This is a genomic window from Streptomyces sp. NBC_01268 (assembly GCF_036240795.1).
Lineage (GTDB): Bacteria > Actinomycetota > Actinomycetes > Streptomycetales > Streptomycetaceae > Streptomyces.
Genome location: NZ_CP108454.1, coordinates 719,970 through 736,701, shown reverse-complemented (window position 1 = coordinate 736,701; position 16,732 = coordinate 719,970). Strand labels below are relative to the sequence as shown.

The 16,732-nt window shown below is 73.6% G+C and carries 17 protein-coding genes; 11 read left to right on the top strand and 6 right to left on the bottom strand.

The features are described from left to right. The first annotated feature begins 1 nt into the window (after position 1). The 9 genes from OG309_RS03130 to OG309_RS03090 all read left to right on the top strand — a co-directional run bounded on the left by OG309_RS03130 (position 2) and on the right by OG309_RS03090 (position 9,599). Entirely contained in the window at positions 2-952 is a 951-nt protein-coding gene (locus OG309_RS03130; protein WP_329418153.1) for an ABC transporter permease, read from the top strand. After that, positions 949-2,808, top strand: coding sequence for an ABC transporter ATP-binding protein (locus OG309_RS03125; RefSeq protein ID WP_329418152.1), 1,860 nt, complete (start codon positions 949-951; stop codon positions 2,806-2,808). Before OG309_RS03130 ends, OG309_RS03125 begins: the two co-directional genes overlap by 4 nt. Continuing rightward, positions 2,805-2,984 (top strand): hypothetical protein, encoded by a 180-nt coding sequence (locus OG309_RS03120; protein WP_329418151.1) that lies wholly within the window; start codon positions 2,805-2,807, stop codon positions 2,982-2,984. The genes OG309_RS03125 and OG309_RS03120 overlap by 4 nt, the downstream gene beginning before the upstream one ends. Beyond that, positions 2,981-5,296 (top strand): arylsulfatase, encoded by a 2,316-nt coding sequence (locus OG309_RS03115; RefSeq protein ID WP_329418150.1) that lies wholly within the window; start codon positions 2,981-2,983, stop codon positions 5,294-5,296. The genes OG309_RS03120 and OG309_RS03115 overlap by 4 nt, the downstream gene beginning before the upstream one ends. A 108-nt stretch (positions 5,297-5,404) precedes the next feature. Beyond that, positions 5,405-6,325 (top strand): hypothetical protein, encoded by a 921-nt coding sequence (locus OG309_RS03110; RefSeq protein ID WP_329418149.1) that lies wholly within the window; start codon positions 5,405-5,407, stop codon positions 6,323-6,325. Continuing rightward, positions 6,322-7,290: a hypothetical protein gene (locus OG309_RS03105; RefSeq protein WP_329418148.1), complete on the top strand. Its 969-nt coding sequence runs from the start codon at positions 6,322-6,324 to the stop codon at positions 7,288-7,290. The genes OG309_RS03110 and OG309_RS03105 overlap by 4 nt, the downstream gene beginning before the upstream one ends. Further along, positions 7,287-8,384 (top strand): hypothetical protein, encoded by a 1,098-nt coding sequence (locus OG309_RS03100; protein ID WP_329418147.1) that lies wholly within the window; start codon positions 7,287-7,289, stop codon positions 8,382-8,384. The genes OG309_RS03105 and OG309_RS03100 overlap by 4 nt, the downstream gene beginning before the upstream one ends. Before the next feature lie 79 nt (positions 8,385-8,463). Further along, the gene (locus OG309_RS03095; protein ID WP_329418146.1) at positions 8,464-8,973 is read left to right on the top strand and encodes a DinB family protein; all 510 of its coding nucleotides are present in this window, start codon (positions 8,464-8,466) and stop codon (positions 8,971-8,973) included. A gap of 95 nt (positions 8,974-9,068) precedes the next feature. Then, on the top strand, positions 9,069-9,599 hold the full coding sequence (locus OG309_RS03090) for a GNAT family N-acetyltransferase (RefSeq protein WP_329418145.1): 531 nt from the start codon (positions 9,069-9,071) through the stop codon (positions 9,597-9,599). Here OG309_RS03090 and OG309_RS03085 read toward each other — a convergent pair. Both OG309_RS03085 and OG309_RS03080 read right to left on the bottom strand, forming a co-directional pair. Then, the gene (locus OG309_RS03085; RefSeq protein ID WP_329418144.1) at positions 9,581-9,949 is read right to left on the bottom strand and encodes a hypothetical protein; all 369 of its coding nucleotides are present in this window, start codon (positions 9,947-9,949) and stop codon (positions 9,581-9,583) included. The two genes, OG309_RS03090 and OG309_RS03085, sit on opposite strands and share 19 nt — an antisense overlap. Before the next feature lie 52 nt (positions 9,950-10,001). Continuing rightward, a complete protein-coding gene (locus tag OG309_RS03080; protein ID WP_329418143.1) occupies positions 10,002-11,273 on the bottom strand; it encodes an ROK family transcriptional regulator in 1,272 nt (423 codons plus the stop codon). 305 nt (positions 11,274-11,578) lie between these two features. Between OG309_RS03080 and OG309_RS03075 the strand changes: the two genes are divergently transcribed. Beyond that, complete coding sequence (locus OG309_RS03075; RefSeq protein WP_329418142.1) at positions 11,579-13,051, top strand: carboxylesterase/lipase family protein; 1,473 nt, start codon at positions 11,579-11,581, stop codon at positions 13,049-13,051. A gap of 53 nt (positions 13,052-13,104) precedes the next feature. Here the strand turns inward: OG309_RS03075 and OG309_RS03070 are convergent, their stop codons facing one another. Further along, positions 13,105-13,872, bottom strand: a complete 768-nt coding sequence (locus OG309_RS03070) for a metallophosphoesterase (protein ID WP_329418141.1) — start codon at positions 13,870-13,872, stop codon at positions 13,105-13,107. A gap of 303 nt (positions 13,873-14,175) precedes the next feature. Here OG309_RS03070 and OG309_RS03065 point away from each other — a divergent pair, with 303 nt between their 5' ends. Then, a complete protein-coding gene (locus OG309_RS03065) occupies positions 14,176-14,868 on the top strand; it encodes an RraA family protein (RefSeq protein WP_329428100.1) in 693 nt (230 codons plus the stop codon). Positions 14,869-14,934: 66 nt separating this feature from the next. Here OG309_RS03065 and OG309_RS03060 read toward each other — a convergent pair whose 3' ends face one another. The 3 genes from OG309_RS03060 to OG309_RS03050 all read right to left on the bottom strand — a co-directional run bounded on the left by OG309_RS03060 (position 14,935) and on the right by OG309_RS03050 (position 16,717). Then, positions 14,935-15,375, bottom strand: coding sequence for an OsmC family protein (locus OG309_RS03060; RefSeq protein WP_329418140.1), 441 nt, complete (start codon positions 15,373-15,375; stop codon positions 14,935-14,937). 88 nt (positions 15,376-15,463) lie between these two features. Next, positions 15,464-16,225: a type 1 glutamine amidotransferase gene (locus OG309_RS03055; RefSeq protein ID WP_329418139.1), complete on the bottom strand. Its 762-nt coding sequence runs from the start codon at positions 16,223-16,225 to the stop codon at positions 15,464-15,466. 330 nt (positions 16,226-16,555) lie between these two features. Next, entirely contained in the window at positions 16,556-16,717 is a 162-nt protein-coding gene (locus OG309_RS03050) for a hypothetical protein (protein ID WP_329418138.1), read from the bottom strand. Positions 16,718-16,732 lie beyond the last annotated feature (15 nt).

Sequence of the window (16,732 nt, the reverse complement as noted above, 5' to 3'; positions counted from 1 at the left end):
CATGACCGCCACAGAGACCACCACTCAGACCACACAGACCACTCAGCTCGCCGAGAGCGCTCGGACCGCTCGGACCGCTCGGACCGAAACGGCCGCGAACACCCCGCCCGCCTCCGCTGCCGCCCCCACCCGCCGTCCCCAGCACCCCTACCGGGCCGCCCTCCGCACCGCCCGCGGCCGCGCCGGGCTCGTGCTCGTCGCTCTCGTCGTCGCCGCCGGGCTGCTCGCCCCGCTCCTCGCCGGCCACGGTCCCACCGACCAGAGCGGCCAGTCCCTCGCCGGGTTCGGCACCCCGGGGCACCCGCTGGGCACCGACGACCTCGGCCGCGACCTGCTCGCCCGGCTGCTCTACGGCATCCGGGCCGACCTCGGCATCATCGCCGTGGCCGTGCCGCTCGGCGCCGTCCTCGGCTGCCTCGCCGCTCTCCTCGCCACCGTCCACCCGGTCGCCGACACCGTCGTGCAGCGCGCCTTCGACCTGGTCCTCGCCTTCCCCGGACTGATCCTCGCGCTCGCCGTCACCGCCGTCCTCGGCCCCGGCCCGCTGCCCGTGGTCCTCGTCATCGCGCTCGCCGAGATCCCCGCCTTCGGACGGCTCCTGCGCACGGGCATCCTCGTCCAAGGGGCACGCGAGTACGTCACCGCCGCCCGCGTCGGCGGCACCTCGTCCGGCCGGATCCTCACCCGGCACATCCTGCCCAACGCCGCCGACCCGCTGGTCGTGCAGATCGCCGTCTCCCTCACCGTCGCCGTCTTCATCGAGGGCGCCATGAGCTTCCTCGGCGTCGGCGTACGGCCCCCGCAACCCACCCTCGGGGCCGTGCTCAGCCAGTCCATGCCCTATCTCGCCCAGGCCCCGCACTTCGCCGCCGGCCCCCTGATCACCGTGACCGTGCTCGTCCTCGGCCTCTCCCTGATCGCCGACGCGCTGAACCGGGAGACCCGCCGATGACCCGTCACGTACCCGACGAGGGCCCGGCCCTCCTCGAAGTCAGCGGCCTCGACGTCGAGTTCACCACCCCCGACGGCGGAACCCTGCGCGCCGTGCGCGACGTCTCCTTCACCCTGCGGCGCGGCGAGACCCTCGCCGTCGTCGGCGAGTCCGGCTCCGGCAAGTCCACCACCGCCCTCGCCCTGCTGCGCATGCTGCCCGGCACCGGCCGGATCGCCGCGGGCTCCGTCCGCCTCGACGGACACGAGCTCACCACCGCGGACGAGCGCGAGCTGCGGTCCGTGCGCGGAGCACGCATCGGCATGATCTTCCAGGACCCGATGACCGCCCTCAACCCGGTCCTCACGGCCGGCGGCCACCTCGACGAGGTGCTGCGCGCCCACCGGTACGGCGACCGGGCGGCCCGCCGGGCACGGGCCCGGGAACTCCTCGACCTGGTCGGCATCCCCGACGCGGCCCGCCGCCTCGACGACCACCCCCACCAGTTCTCCGGCGGCCAGCGCCAGCGCATCCTCATCGCCATGGCCCTCGCCGGCGAACCCGACATCCTGCTCGCCGACGAACCCACCACCGCCCTCGACGCCACCGTCCAGGACCAGATCCTCACCCTGCTCGCCGAGCTCGGCCGCAAGACCGGCACCGCGCTCGTCCTCATCACCCACAACATGGGCGTCGTCGCCCGCGCCTGCGCCCGCGTCCTCGTCATGTACGGCGGCTCCGTCGTCGAGGACGGCCCCACCGCCGAGGTCCTCACGCGGCCCCGCCACCCCTACACCGCCGGACTCCTCGCCGCGGTGCCCCGGCTCTCCGCACCCTCCGGCACCCGCCTCACCGGCATCCCCGGCAACCCGCCCGACCCGACCCTCCTCGGCGACGGGTGCGCCTTCGCCGACCGCTGCGCCTTCGTCACCGACCGGTGCCGCACCGCCGTCCCCGCACCGGTCGCCCTCGACGGCGGGGTGCGCGCCGCCTGCGTGCTCGCCGCCGAGCGCACCGAGCCCCTGCCGACGCCCCCGCCCCCGGTCCGCATCGACCGGCCGGAGCCCGGAGCCGTCGTCCTCGCCGCCGAATCGCTGCGCAAGACGTACGGCCGGCGCGGCCGGCGCACCCTCACCGCCCTCGACGACGTGTCGCTCACCCTCGCCGCCGGGGAGACCCTCGGCATCGTCGGCGAGTCCGGCTCCGGCAAGTCCACCCTCGCCCGGGTCCTCGCCCACGCCCACCCCGCCGACGGCGGCCGGCTGCTCCTCGACGGCCGGGACGTCACGCGCCCCGGGCGCCGCGAGCTGCACAGCGTACGGCGCCGGGTCCAGATGGTGTTCCAGGACCCGTACGCCTCCCTCGACCCCCGCATGACCGTCGGCGAGATCGTCGCCGAGCCGCTGCGCGCCTTCGGGCTCGGCGACCGGGCGGGCCGCGCGCGGCGGGTCGCCGACTTGCTGTCGCTCGTCGGCCTGGACCCGGCCGTCGCCGACCGCAGGCCCCGCTCCTTCTCCGGCGGCCAGCGCCAGCGCATCGGCATCGCCCGCGCCCTCGCCCCCCAACCCGCCGTCCTGATCTGCGACGAACCCGTCTCCGCGCTCGACGTGTCCGTGCAGGCCCAGATCGTCGGACTGCTCACCGACCTCCAGCGCGACCTGGGCCTCGCCCTGGTCTTCATCGCCCACGACCTCGCCGTCGTCCGGCAGGTCAGCCACCGCATCGCCGTCATGCACCGGGGCCGGATCGTGGAGACGGGCAGCGCCGACGAGGTCTGCGAGCACCCCCGGGACCCGTACACCCGCGCCCTGCTGGCCGCCGCACCCGAACCCGTACCGGCGCCGCCGCGGCTCCTGACGGCGGGGGCGAGCGCATGAGCTCCCGCCCCGCGCCCGGCCGCCCGTGCGCGGGGAAGCTCACCGGGGCCGCCGAACCGCTTCCGCTGCCGACCCACACGCCGTACGCGCGGTTCGTGGCTGCCACGCCCGACTCCTCCACCGGCCACGGCGGCTTCCGCTGCGCCCCCTCACTCACCGGAGACCTGCCCGCATGACCACCAGCACCCGCCGCGACCCGTACGAGGGCTTCCCCGGCCGGATCGGCCGCACCTTCGCCGAGTCCGAGCCCGCCTGGCCCACCCGGCCGACGCCGCCCGCCAAGGCCCCCAACATCGTCGTCGTCCTCGTCGACGACATGGGCTACAGCGACATCGGGCCCTTCGGCTCCGAGATCCCCACCCCCGTCCTCGACTCCCTCGCCGAGGACGGCGTACGGCTCACGAACTACCACACCATGCCGCTGTGCTCACCGGCCCGCGCCGCCCTGCTCACCGGCCTCAACCCGCACCGCGTCGGCTACGCCATGGTCGCCAACTCCGACCCCGGCTTCCCCGGTTACGGCATGGAGATCGCCGACGACGTCCCCACCCTCGCGGAGCTCCTCCACGACTCCGGCTACGCCACCTTCGCCGTCGGCAAGTGGCACCTCGTGCGCGACTCCGCCTCCAACGCCGCCGACGACCGGCGCAACTGGCCCCTGCGGAAGGGCTTCGACCAGTACTACGGCGTCCTCGAAGGGCTGACCAGCCTGTTCCACCCGCACCAGCTCGTCCGCGACAACAGCCCCCTGGACATCGACGAGTTCCCCGACGGCTACTACTACACCGACGACATCACCGACCAGGCCATCTCCATGGTCACGTCGCTGCGCGCGCACGACCCCGACAAGCCCTTCTTCCTGTACCTCGCCCACAACGCCGTCCACGGCCCCCTCCAGGCCAAGCCCGAGGACATCGCCCGCCACCGTGGCCGCTACGACGAGGGCTGGGACGCCCTGCGCGACCGGCGCTTCGCCGCCCAGATCGCCGCCGGGCTCTTTCCGCTCGGAACGGAACTACCCGAACGCAACAGCGAGGCCGGACTCGACGTGCCCGCCTGGGACTCCCTCACCGAGGAGCAGCAGCGGCTCTACGCCCGCTACATGGAGGTGTACGCCGCCCTCGTCGACAACATCGACCAGAACCTCGGCCGGCTCACCGACACCCTCGCGGCCCTCGGCGAACTCGACAACACCGTCATCGTGTTCACCTCCGACAACGGCGGCACCGGCGAAGGCGGCGCCGAAGGAACCCGCTCCTACTTCAGCCGCTTCGTCCACCACCCCCGCCTGCCCGGCGACTGGGACCCCGACGTCGACCGCGACCCCGAGCTCATCGGCGGACCGCGTAGCCTCGTCCACTACCCGCGCGGCTGGGGCATGGCCTCCAACACGCCCTTCCGGCTCTACAAGGGCCACACCTACGCCGGCGGCGTCCGCGTCCCCTTCGTCCTGTCCTGGCCCGCGGGCGCCCGCGACGGACGGCTCGCGCGCGGCCTGCGGCCCCAGTACCAGTACGTCACGGACATCACCCCCACCCTCCTCGAACTCGCCGGCATCGCACGGCCCGACACCCGCCGGGGCACCCCGCTCCAGGAGCCGGACGGCACCAGCTTCGCCCCCGTCCTCGCCGACCCCGCCCACGACTCCACCCACCCCGAGCAGTACTGCGAGATGACCGGCAACCGCAGCCACTACCGCGACGGCCACAAACTGGTCACCCTCCACCGCCCAGGCGCCCCCTACGACGACACCGAATGGGCCCTCTACGACATCCGCACCGACCCCACCGAGATCCATGACCTGTCCGCCCGCCATCCCGACCTCGTGACCGAGTTGTCCAAGGCCTGGGAGGAGGCCGCCTGGCGCAACGGCGTCTTCCCGCTCCCCGACCACAGCGGCGCCCTCGCCCGCCGCAACCCTGCCGAACAGCGCCTCGCCCGCCCCCTCACCCTGCTCCCCGGCACCCCCGAACTCGAGCGCTACCGCTCCTCACGGCTGACCTCCCTGCGCTCCTTCGAGATCGCCGTCGCCGTGGACGAGACCGGCGAGGGCGTCCTCGTCTCCCACGGGGACCAGGGCGGCGGCTACAGCCTCTACGTGGAGCACGGCCGACTCGTCCTCGCGTACAACGAGTACGGCAGCCTCCACGAGACCGACGCCGGCCCCCTCGCCCCCGGAGCCCACGCCATCCTGCTCACCGCCACCGCCGAGGAGGGCCTGCGCTGGCGCTTCACCGTCACCGTCGACGAAGAACTCCGCGCCACCCCCGCCCCCGTCCACCAACTCGTCGGGATGGCCCCCTTCCAGGGCATCAGCATCGGCGTCGACCGCAAGTCCCCCGTCTCCTGGCCCCTGTTCGAGCGCCGGCGCTCCTTCCGCTTCGAGGGAAGGCTCCGCTCGGTCACCTACCGTCCGGGCCCGCCGGGACCGGACGCGCCGGAGACGGTGGCCGAGGCGTTGAAGGCGGCGGCCGCGGCCTTCGAGTGACGGGACGGGCCGGGGGCCTCGATGTGCGGGGCCCCCTCGGGCGTGCGTAACTGGGAGGTGGGGACAGAACTCAGAGGCTGAACTCCGCGACAGAGGCGGGGATCCACCATGCAGATGAACGACGACTACCAGAAGGCCATCAACGGCACCCTGCAGTCGCATCCGATCGGGACGCCGAGCAATCTGAGGTTCGTCAACATGACCGCCTTGGTGTTGGTCGGCTACCGGGTCCTAGGCCGCCCGGGAGAACGCACCGAAACGTTCGGCCTCCCGGGTACGAGCCAGGCCGGCCAGGCGGGCGGCGAGACGACCGTGCGGGCGCTGGAAGGCGAGTACTGGCTTGTCACGAGCGCGGACACGGGTGCTTTCGTCGCGGTCTACGCGACCCCGACCGACGGCACCTCCAGCATCTACATCACGGAATGGGACCTGCTGGAACCCAACGACATCGGCAAGGTCCCCGAGCCGGACATCGACGGCGGGCTGCTCCTCCCCGCCGACTCGCCCCGGATCGCGGTCGGCTGCGGCCTGATCCCTCCGGCCGGCGGCGAAGCGCCCACCCGGGTGCTCAGGGAACAGTACTGGCAGCGTCTGGCGGACTCCTACAGCATCGCGCCCGGCGAGACCATGGAGTACTCGTACACCGTCTCCTCCGGGAAACAGGAGACCACCTCGGACCTGAAGACCCTCGAAACGGCGGTCAGTGCCTCGGCCGGCGCCGGCTGGGGGCCCGTGTCCGCATCGGTCTCCGCCTCCCTGAGCACCTCGTCCACGACCTTCCAGCAGATCACCGTGACCGAGCAGACGACGTCCTACGTCTCCGAGAAGTACAGCCTGGACCACGACGCCGACAAGCCCGAGATGATGCTCAACTGGCAGTTGGCCGACGTCGTCTCGATGTTCGCGTGGGACGGCGGCACCCCCCTCGGCTCGATCGTCACGGCGACCCAGCCGACCGTCGTCCGAGGCCCCTACATCCTGCCCGATCCCGCCACGGCCGGTACCCGGAGCGCAGGGGGCGCGGCATGAAGATGAACGAGATCTACCAGAAGGCACTGTCGGGGACGCTCCAGTCACGCAACACCGGCCAGAGCGCACAGTTCAGCTTCACCAATCAAACGGAGATCCCCCTGGGGGTGTACCTCGTCTCCGACCACGGAGTCTGGATGGGCATGGTGCCCGGCGGCAGCAACCAGTTCGGGTTCGGATATCCGTCCCTGCTCGTCAAGCCGGGCAAGACGTGGCCCGGATTCACCGGGCAGATCGACTACGGCTGGTACTTCCTCTTCGTCAACTACTACAGCGGCGCCTTCGCCGCCGTCCTCCAGGCCGCTTCAGGCGGGAGCGACCCCCAGAACTGGGTCACCGTGACCTGTTCCGACCTTCTCGACCCCAACGGCATCGGAACACCGCCGACACCCAACCAGGCCGTCGTGATTCCCCCCGACTCGCCTCGCGTGGTGGTCGGCTGCGGACAGTCGGGCAAGAATCGCATCGCCAGGGAGCAGTACTGGCGACGGCTCCCCAAGTCGTACTGCATCGCGAAGGGCGAGCACCGGACGGAGAACTACACGACCACGGCGGGGATCGAGACCACGACCTCCGAGCAGTCGAAGCTGGCGGTGGCCCTGGGGATGGACGCGAGTGCCGGCTGGGGCCCCATCTCGGCCGGTATCTCCACCAGCATCAGCGCCTCCTCCAGCAGGCTCCAGCAGGTCAGCACGAACACCCAGACCACGTCCTTCGTCTCGCAGGAGTTCGACAACTCCGCGGGCGGTGACGCGCAGCTGTTCCTGTACTGGCAACTCACCAACGTCGTCACCGTGTTCGATTCGGACGGGACCGCCCTCTCCTCCCTCATCTACGGGGCAGAGGAACCGGCGGTGATCGACGGCCCGTACAACCCGGCCAAGCTTCCGAAACGCCCGCTGGCGAAGACGTCCCCGATGTCCGACCGGATGCGCGCGCTCCTGGCGGGCGACGGAGCGGGGTGACCACCGTGGTACCGGAACCGCTGGAACCGCACCGGCTCCACGAGGGCGTCAGCCACTGGCTGGGCCGCCCCGGCGTCGTGGGGCTCACCATGGCCCGGAAGTACGTCGACGGGAGGCAGACGCCCCGGCTCGCCATCCAGGTCCAGGTGCTGCGCAAGAGACCGCCGCACGAGCTGGGGCCGGGCGACCTCTCCATACCCCCGACCGTGGACCTGGCGGTGCGCCACCCGGACGGCACGGCGTCCGTCGAGCGGATCCCGACGGACGTCGTCGAATCCACCGGGATCATGCCGGCGGCCCTCGAACGAAAGGCCCGCCCGTGCCCGGGCGGCTACCGGGCGGGCGGCTACCGGCCGGGAACGCGCTTCGACGACTGGTACAGCAACGGCACGCTCGGGGGAATGATCAACTGGGGAGGGGCGAAAACCGTCCTGACGGCCGGCCACGTCCTCACGGGCTGCGACACGGGAACGGACTTCTACCAGCCGCTCCCCGACATCATCTGGAACGACCTGTTCAGGCGGTGGGAAGACCTCAAGGTCGGCATCATCGAGGGCACCGTCCCCGTCGTGTCCTATCTGCCGGACGAGATCCCCAAGCCCCCGAAGCTCCCGACCTACAACCACCACGACCTCGGCTGGGTGCGCCCCAAGGGGGACACCTGCAGCTATCGGATCGGGGCCGAGCGCGCGGAGCTCTGGCAGCCCGAGAAGGACTCGATCGGTCTCGCACACCGCCTCGCCCCCTGGCACGGGGTGGAGGTGGAGTGGGTGGGAGCGTCGACCGGACCCACGATCCAGAAGGGAACGCTGGACAGCGTCTACGGCCGGCACACCATGCAGTGGGGCATGGGCAAGAAGCGCGTGGCCTTCTTCGAGAACCTCATCTTCGTGGAGGTCGTGACCGGGGAGAAGAACGGGGAGAACATCTACGGGGACTCGGGTGCGCTCGCCACCTACCGGGGGTTCGGGAGGCAATGGGCGTTCGGTGTGCTCGCCGGATGGGACGTGATCAACGGCAAGACCACCGTCGTGTTCACCGCCATCCCCGACAAGAAGCCCGAGGCGCCCCCCTTCGGAACGCGCTGCGCATGACGGCGCCGCCCTCGGCCAGACCCCCAGAGGCCCGGGAAATCCAGGGGCCGCGCCGCGCCCGCACGGGCAGAATGCGCCCATGACGACCCGAGACCTCCGCACCCAGCCGCCCACCAGCGCCGACGAACGCTCCACCCTCACCACGATGCTGGACTTCCAGCGCGACACCCTCGCCATGAAGTGCGAGGGGCTGACGGCCGAGCAGCTGAGGGACCGGGCCGTCGGGCCCTCCGCGCTGTCGTTGCTCGGGCTGGTGCGGCACGCCGCCGAGGTGGAGCGCGGGTGGTTCCGTAACGTCATCAACGGGGAGAGCAGCCGCAGCCCTTGGACCCCGGCCGGCTCGACCGACTGGGCCGACTTCGACGTGGACGACGCCGACGTCGACGAGGCCTTCGCGGTGTGGCGCGAGGAGTGCCGGCGCGCCCGCGCGATCGTCGACGCGGCCGACTCGCTCGACGTGACCGGACACATCGACGAGGAGGCCTTCTCGCTCCGTTACGTCCTCGTGCACATGATCGAGGAGTACGCGCGCCACAACGGCCACGCCGACCTGCTGCGCGAGCGCATCGACGGCGTCACCGGCGAGTAGCGCTACGGGGCCGTTCCACCGTTCCTTGCCCCGTATCGCTCCGAGAGGAAGAAACTCCTGGTCGGTGCGGTGTCCGCGGCTGTTATCGTCGCCGCATGCCGCAGCTGATCGCCCCCACCGCGCGACTCCACTCCTCCTGGCTCGACGCCCACGCGGAATGGAGCCCCGGCGCCAACCAGGACGGCTCCGGAATGCGGCTCGCGGCGGACGACGCCCTCACCTTCCCCGAGGTCTTCGCCTCCTGGGTCGGCAGGCTCCGCGAACAGTCCGACCTGACCCGCCCTCAGCCCGAGGGCCGGGTCCACGCCACCCACTGGTGGATCGTCGAGGACGACACGTACCTCGGCGCGATCGACCTGCGCCACGAGCTCAACGACTTCCTGCTCCGGGCCGGCGGCCACATCGGCTACAGCATCAGGCCCTCCGCCCGCCGCCGGGGCCTCGCCACCTGGGCGCTCGCCACCGTCCTGCCCGAGGCCCGGGCCCTCGGCATGACCCGGGTCCTGCTCACCTGCGACGACACCAACACCGCCTCGGCCCGCACCATCGAGCGCAACGGCGGCGTCCTGGAAGACGTCCGCACCACCGAGATCGGCGTCAAGCGCCGCTACTGGATCGAGCTGTAGGCGTCGGTCATGCAGTCCGCCTCGCACCGTCCGCGCTCGTACGCGTGGCGCAGCGCGGCGGCGGCGTGCCCCCGGCTGACCTCCTCGTAACCGAAACGCTCGTGGGCGAGCCGCACGACCGACTCGACGGTCACGATGGCCGGTTCACCACGGCCCGCCGCGTCGCGGGCGGCGGCGATGGCCAGCTCCGCCGAGCGCGTCAGCGCCCGCACGTAACTCTGCCAGGCGGCCCTCCGCGCCCGTCGGGGCGCCGGCGGGCGCACGGCCCGCCCCTTCCAGCGGGCACCCGCCGCGACGAGGACGGCACCGGCGACGACGACCAGGGCTCCGAGCAGGGCATCGGGACTCACGTTCACACCGCGAGCCTTCCCTGGCGGGGGAGCGGGCAACCGGGTGCCCCGCTCACCCGCCGCCCGCGCTCGACGACGGCACGGCCGCCGGGTCGTCTAGGACGGCGTCCCGCCCGTACGTGAGCGCACCCGTCAGCGCCGCGTCCGCGCCCAGCACGCCCGGCACCGGCTCCGGGACGAGCCGGTCCGCGAGGGCGCGGCGGCCGGACAGCCGGGCGGCGAGGCCGCGTTCGAGCCAGCGGTGCCAGTCGGCGAGGTAGCCGCCGAGGACGACCTCGTCGACATCGAGGAGGCTCGTGACGGCGAGCACGGCCGCGCCCAGGACCTCGCCGGCGGAGTCCAGGGCGTCGAGGGCCCGCCGTTCCCCGGCCTCCAGGGCCTCGCCGAGGGCCGCCAGCGCCGCGTCCGGGCCCGCCGAGGCGCGCAGCCCGGTCAGCCCCGCCGCGTCGGTCAGCGCCTCGGGTCCCACGTACAGCGCGAGGCAGCCGCGCCCGCCGCAGGCGCACGACGGCCCGTCGAAGGCGACGGGCATGTGCCCCGGCTCGCCCGCCACCCCGTGCCCGCCCGTGTGGATGCGCCCGTCGAGGACGAGCCCGCCGCCGACGCCGATGTCCGCCTTCAGGTACGCGAGCGAGCGCGGCGGCGTGCCGCGGCGCGTGGCCAGGGCGCGGTACTCGGCGAGCGCGGCGAGGTTGGCGTCGTTGACCAGGGTCAGCGGAAGCTCCACGGGTCCTTCGCCCGGTCCCGCCCGCCGCAGCTCCTCCCGTACGAGACCCGCCAGGTCCACCGGCCCCGGCCAGCCGAAGTCGGTGCTGAACACATGGGCGCCGTCCGCGTCGACCGGACCCGGCATCGCCATCACCGCACCCCACACGTGCGCCCCCGGCACGGCCGAGGCGGCCGCCCGGGCCGCGCGCAGCACGTCCGCGACGGCGCGGGCGAGGGGCAGCGGGTCGCCCGGCGGGGTCCGGTGGGGGAGCGAGGCACGGTGCAGGGCCTCGCCCGCGAGGTCGGCGACGGTCGCCTGGAGCCGCTCGCGGGTGATGCGTACCGCGAGGGTGAGGACCCGTCCCGGCACCAGTTCCAGCTGCCGCCGGGGCCGTCCGCGTCCGCCCGCCGGAGTGAGCCCGGCCTCCCGCACGAGACCGCGGTCGATGAGGTCGGCCGTCAGCGCCGTGAGCGAGCCGTGGGCCAGACCCGTCGCGGCCGAGACCTCGCTGCGGGAGCAGGGGCCGCGCTCGGCGATGTGCCGCAGGGCGCGCGACAGGTTGAGGCGGCGTACGGCGGCGGAGTCGGAGGGCGGTTCTGCGGGGGCTGCGGGCACGCGGCGATTCTCTCCGACGGCGGGGAGCGAACGGCGGACCACCCAATGTTGACACGAGTAAGTGACACGCGTCACCATTTTATTTCGACCGTTGACGTAAATGGCCTTCCGGCCGGAGGCTGTGGACGTGCCCGACGGAGAAGTCGAGGCAGACGAGGCCGGCGAGCCCGGCGAGGGAACCGCCCCGGGCACCCCCGGCGGCCCGACCAGGAAGGCAGCAGCGCCATGCCGCCCGGCCGGCGCCCTCGACCTCAAGCCCGTCAAGAGCGTCAAGCGAACCGTTCCGAGCACCGACAGGAGCCCCCATGACCGGCACCAACCCGCCCCTCGTCACCACCACCCGCGGCCCCGTCCGCGGCGAGCGCCGGGCCGACGGGAGCTGCCGATTCCTCGGCATCCCGTACGCCCAGCCGCCGGTCGGCCCGCTCCGCTTCGCCGCGCCCGTGCCGCCGGAGCCCTGGACCGAACCGCTGGACGCCACCGCGTACGGACCGACCGCGCAGCGCCGCCCGTTCGCGGACGTCACCACCATCCCGGAGCCGACCATCCCCGGCGACGGCGTCCTCAACCTCAACGTCTTCACCCCGGCGCCGGACGCGGACGCGGCCCTGCCGGTGCTCGTCTGGATCCACGGCGGCGGCTACGTCGCGGGCTCCGCCGCGAGCCCCTGGTACGACGGCGCCGCGTTCAACCGCGATGGCGTCGTGCTCGTCTCCCTGGGCTACCGGCTCGGCATCGAGGGCTTCCTCCACCTGGACGACGCGCCCGACAACCGCGGCGTGCGGGACTGGATCGCGGCCCTGGAGTGGGTCCGCGACAACATCGCCCGCTTCGGCGGCGACCCCGCCAAGGTCACCATCGCCGGCCAGTCGGCGGGCGGCGGCGCCGTCCAGACCCTCCTCGCGGTCCCGTCCGCCCGGGAGCTGTTCCGCGGCGTGATCTCCGTGTCCGGTGCCGTCACGCGCCCCGACGGCCCCCGGGTCGCCCGCGCCGTCGCGCAGCTCTTCACCGCCCGCACGGGCCTCCCGGCCACCGCGGCCGCCCTCCAGGACCTCGGCGACGCCGAGATCCTCGACCTCCAGGACCGGCTCGGCGAGCCGGGGCCGGACCGCGAGGTCCTGGGCCTGCCGCCGATCCTCTCCCTCGTGCCCTTCGCCGACGGCGACCTGATCCCCGAGCCCGTCCTCGACGCGCTCACCACCGGCGACGGCGGAGCCGGGGTGCCGCTGATGCTGGGCTTCACCGCCCACGAGTTCAACATGATCCCCACGCCCACCGCCGGCCCCGACGGCGATCCGCTGCCGCTCCCTCTGCTGCTCGGCGGACTCGGCCTCGACGAGGCGGGGGCGGACGCCTTCGCGGCGACGTACGCCGGCACCGCCCCGGCCGCCCTCTTCGGCCACGCCCTGACCGACGCGACCTTCCGCGCGCCGTCCCTCGCGGTCGCCGACGCACGCGCCGAGCGCGGCGAGCCCACCTGGCTCTACCAGTTCGACTGGACCTCGCCGCTCAACGGGCAGTCCTTCCACTGCCTCGACCTGCCCTACGCCTTCGACCTGCTCGACGCGGAGGGCGTCACGGCCGCCGCGGGCGACAACCCGCCGCAGGCGCTGGCCGACGCCATGCACCGCGCCTGGGTTTCGTTCGTCACCGAGCGGAATCCGGGGGAGGGGTGGCCCGCGTACACCTCCGGCGACCGCGCGACGATGCTCTGGAACACCACGCCGGAGGTGGCGGAGGACCCGCTGAAGGCGGTCCGCGAGATCTGGCTGGGCTGAGCCCGAGGGAGGGGCAGGAGCGCGCCGGTACGCCGGGGTACGGGTGCCGGCCGTCAGCGCACCGGCACGCTCCGGTAGTGCGTCGTCACCCGGCCCGCGTCGAACACGTGGAAGGCGAGCGCCGGCGCCGACTCGTCCCGGTACACGTAGTCCCGCGGACCGCCGTTCTGCTCCCAGGGCAGCTTGGACGTCGACACCACGCCGGGCGCGACCAGCAGCGGCCGGCCCGCGAACGTGGTGGCCGCGCCGGTGTGGGCGTGCCCGCACAGCAGCGCGACGACGTTCGGGTGCCGGCGCACCAGCGTCGCGAGCCGCTCCTCGCCGAACTGGCGGAGCCCGTCCACGAACGGGATGCCGAGCGTGACCGGCGGATGGTGGAAGCCCACGAACACGGGGACGTCCTCGGGCGTGCGGGCCAGCTCCGCCGCCAGCCAGTCCAGCGTCTCCTCCTCCAGGAACCCCTCGTCCTTGCCCGGCACCGAGGAGTCGCACAGCGCGAGGACGAAACCGTCCGCGCGCAGCACCTGGTTCACCGGCGCCTCCGGGACCGCCGGTTCCGCACCGAGCAGCACGCGCCGGAACACGTCCCTGCGGTCGTGGTTGCCCGGACAGGCGAGCAGAGGGTGCCGGGAGCCCAGCACGTGCTCACGGATCCACGCGTACTCCGCCTCCGCGCCGTGATCGGCCAGGTCGCCGGTGGCGACGACCGCGTCGAAGGCGTACGGGAGCGAGTCCAGGAACTCCGTCACGGCCAGCGTCCGCTCCCTGCTGCGCGGCGAGGCGTCGACGTGGATGTCGCTGAAGTGCGCAATCACGATCACGGTGGAAGTCTCCTCTGGTCCCCGTCACCCTGCGGTCCCGTCGGACGGTACCCCGCCCGCCCAAGACCCGGCAGGGGCCAACACCCGCCCACTGGCCCTTTCGTGACCCGCCGGCTCGGCTAGCATCCGGACCTCCCACCCCGTCGAAGGGAGCACGCCGTGAACGAGTCCGCCGATCCCGCGGAGTCCGCCGGGCGCACCGGGCCCACCGGGCCCACCAGGCGCACCGAGCCCGCCGTGACGACAACGCCCGCGGAGCCGATCGAGTCCGCCGCTCTCGCCGGATTCGCCGGCCTCAGCGCACTGGACAAGCGCTTCGCCGGGCTCGCCACCCCGCTGATCGCCGACGCCTGCGTCCGCCTCGGGGAACCGCTGCGGGCCGCGCCCGCCGGCATCCTGCCCGTGCTCCCCGGGCGCCGGGTCGCCGGCCGCGCGCTGCCCGTACGGCACTACGGCAGCGTCGACGTCTTCCTGGAGGCCTACACCCGCGCCGCCCCCGGCGACGTGCTCGTCATCGACAACGAGGGCCGCAGGGACGAGGCCTGCATCGGGGACCTCGCCGTCCTGGAGGCCGGGACGGTCGGGGTCGCGGCCGTCGTCGTGTGGGGGCTGCACCGGGACACGCCCGACCTGGTGGAGATCGGGCTGCCGGTGTTCTCCTACGGGGCGCACGCTCCCGGCCCGGTGCGCCTCGACCCGCGCGGGCCGGAAGCGCTCGGCAGCGCCCGCGTCGGCGAGCACACCGTCGGCGCGGACGACGTGGTGTTCGCCGACGACGACGGCGTGCTGTTCGTGGCGGCGGACCGCGCGGAGGCCGTACTGGAGACCGCCGAGGGAATCTTCCGCACCGAGCGGAATCAAGCCCGGCTGATCAGGGCCGGGCAGACCCTCCGCGACCAGACCCGTTTCGACGCCTACCTGGAACAGCGGGCCCAGGACCCCGCGTACACCTTCCGTCGGCACTTGCGCGCGATCGGAGGCGCCATCGAGGAGTAGGAGGGCCGCGGCCGGGCGGTGCCGGGTCGGGTCGGGCCAGGGTGGGAGTCGCCGTGTCCGGCGGGCTCAGCCGGCCCGGAAGCCGACGGTGCCGTCCGGGAGGATCGCCTCCACCTCCGCGCCGTGCTCGACGGTCCGGCTCACCGTGCAGAACTTCTCGTGCGTGAGCCGCACCCCTCGGGCGAACACGTCCGCCGCACGCGGGTTGTTGTCGGGCAGTTCGAACTCGTAACTGACCCGGATCCGCCCGACCCGCCCGTCGTCCTCGGGACCGGCCACGCCCTCGACCACGATCCGCAGGTCGTCGTGGTCGACGGCCCGCGCCGTCCGGTCGATCACCATGCCGCCGCATCCGCCCATCGCCGCGAGCAGCAGTTCGACGGGTGTGAACGAGGGCTGGGCGTCGGCGTCGTCGGCGGCGCCGATGTGCACCTCGGCGCCCCGGTCGTTGCGGGCGGTCCAGGTGCGGTATCCGGTGCGGACGGTCTCGATCCGGTACTCGGCCATGGGCGGCACTGCTCCTCACTGCGGTCCGTGCGCACACGAACGCGTGCGCACGGACCATCCCATCATTCCCGCGCCCCCGGGCCCGCCGTCACGCGCGTTCGTGCTCGCCGGCGCGAGGGCCCGGCACCGTGACGCGCACGCCCTCCGCTTCCGCCGCCTCGCACACGACGGCGCCCCACGCCTCGGCCACCGCGCCCCAGACCGCGCGCAGCTCGGGCTCCGCCTCCCGCACGGAGGCGATCGCGCCGTCCGGATCCCCGCCCGCCCCGCGTACGGCGGGCCCGTCCGAGCCCGCCCAGTCCGCGATCGCGTCCGCGAGGACCTCGGGGTGGAACTGCACGCCCCACGCCCGGGGCCCGACCCGGAAGGCCTGGTACGGGCAGTCGTCCCCGGTCAGCAACGGCACCGCGCCGGCCGGCAGCGCCTCGATCTCGTCCCAGTGCCACTGGGCGGCGAGCGCTCCCTCGGGCACCGCGCCGAGCACCGGATCGGCGTCGGCGGCGGGCAGCCGGCGCAGCGGTACGGCCCCGACCTCGGGCCCCTGCGGGCGCCGGCCGACGCGCCCGCCCAGGGCATGGGCCAGCATCTGCCCGCCGAGACAGATGCCCAGGACCGGCACGCCGTCGTCGACGGCCCCCCGTATCAGCTCCCGGACGCGCGGCAGCCAGGGCGCGGCCGTGTCGTCCTCGCAGTTGGGGGCACCACCGAGGACGAGCAGCCCCGCCCAGCCGCTGGACGCGGCGGGCAACTCCTCGCCGCGCCAGGGGTGATGGACCCGGAGGTCGAGCCCGGCCGCGCGGAGCCGCTCGCCGACCAGGCCGGGGCCGGCGTCGGCCTCGTGCTGGACCACCAGGACAGGGTGTGCGGACAGATGAGTCACAGGCGTTCCGCCTCCACGATGCGTCGATGCGTCGAAGGAACGCCTTGGCGCGTTCCGTCCGGTCGAGGGCGCACCGGACGTCCGCTCCGGTGCGCCCCGTTCATTCGAGCACGCCGTCACCCAGGCGAACCCCGGACCGGGCACGGTACGAGGAACGGGCGTCGGACGCCGGAGGATGAGTACCCGACGCCCGGCCGTCTGAGTACCTCGCACGGTGCCCCGTACCCCACGCCGCTGGTGAACTGTCGCCATGAACACGCACACCCCGCGCCGCACCGCCCAGGGCTCCCGCCCCCTGCGTCACGTCACCGCCACGGCCACCGCCACCGGTTCGGCCCTCGCGGTGGCGCTGCTGCCGCTCGTGGTCGGGGCACTCGTGGCGCGGACCGCCGGGGGCGACCCGATGGTGTCGGTGAACGCCCTGATCGCGGGCGGCGGCCAGCGGGCGCGGATGTCCCGCACACAGCTGCGGGACTG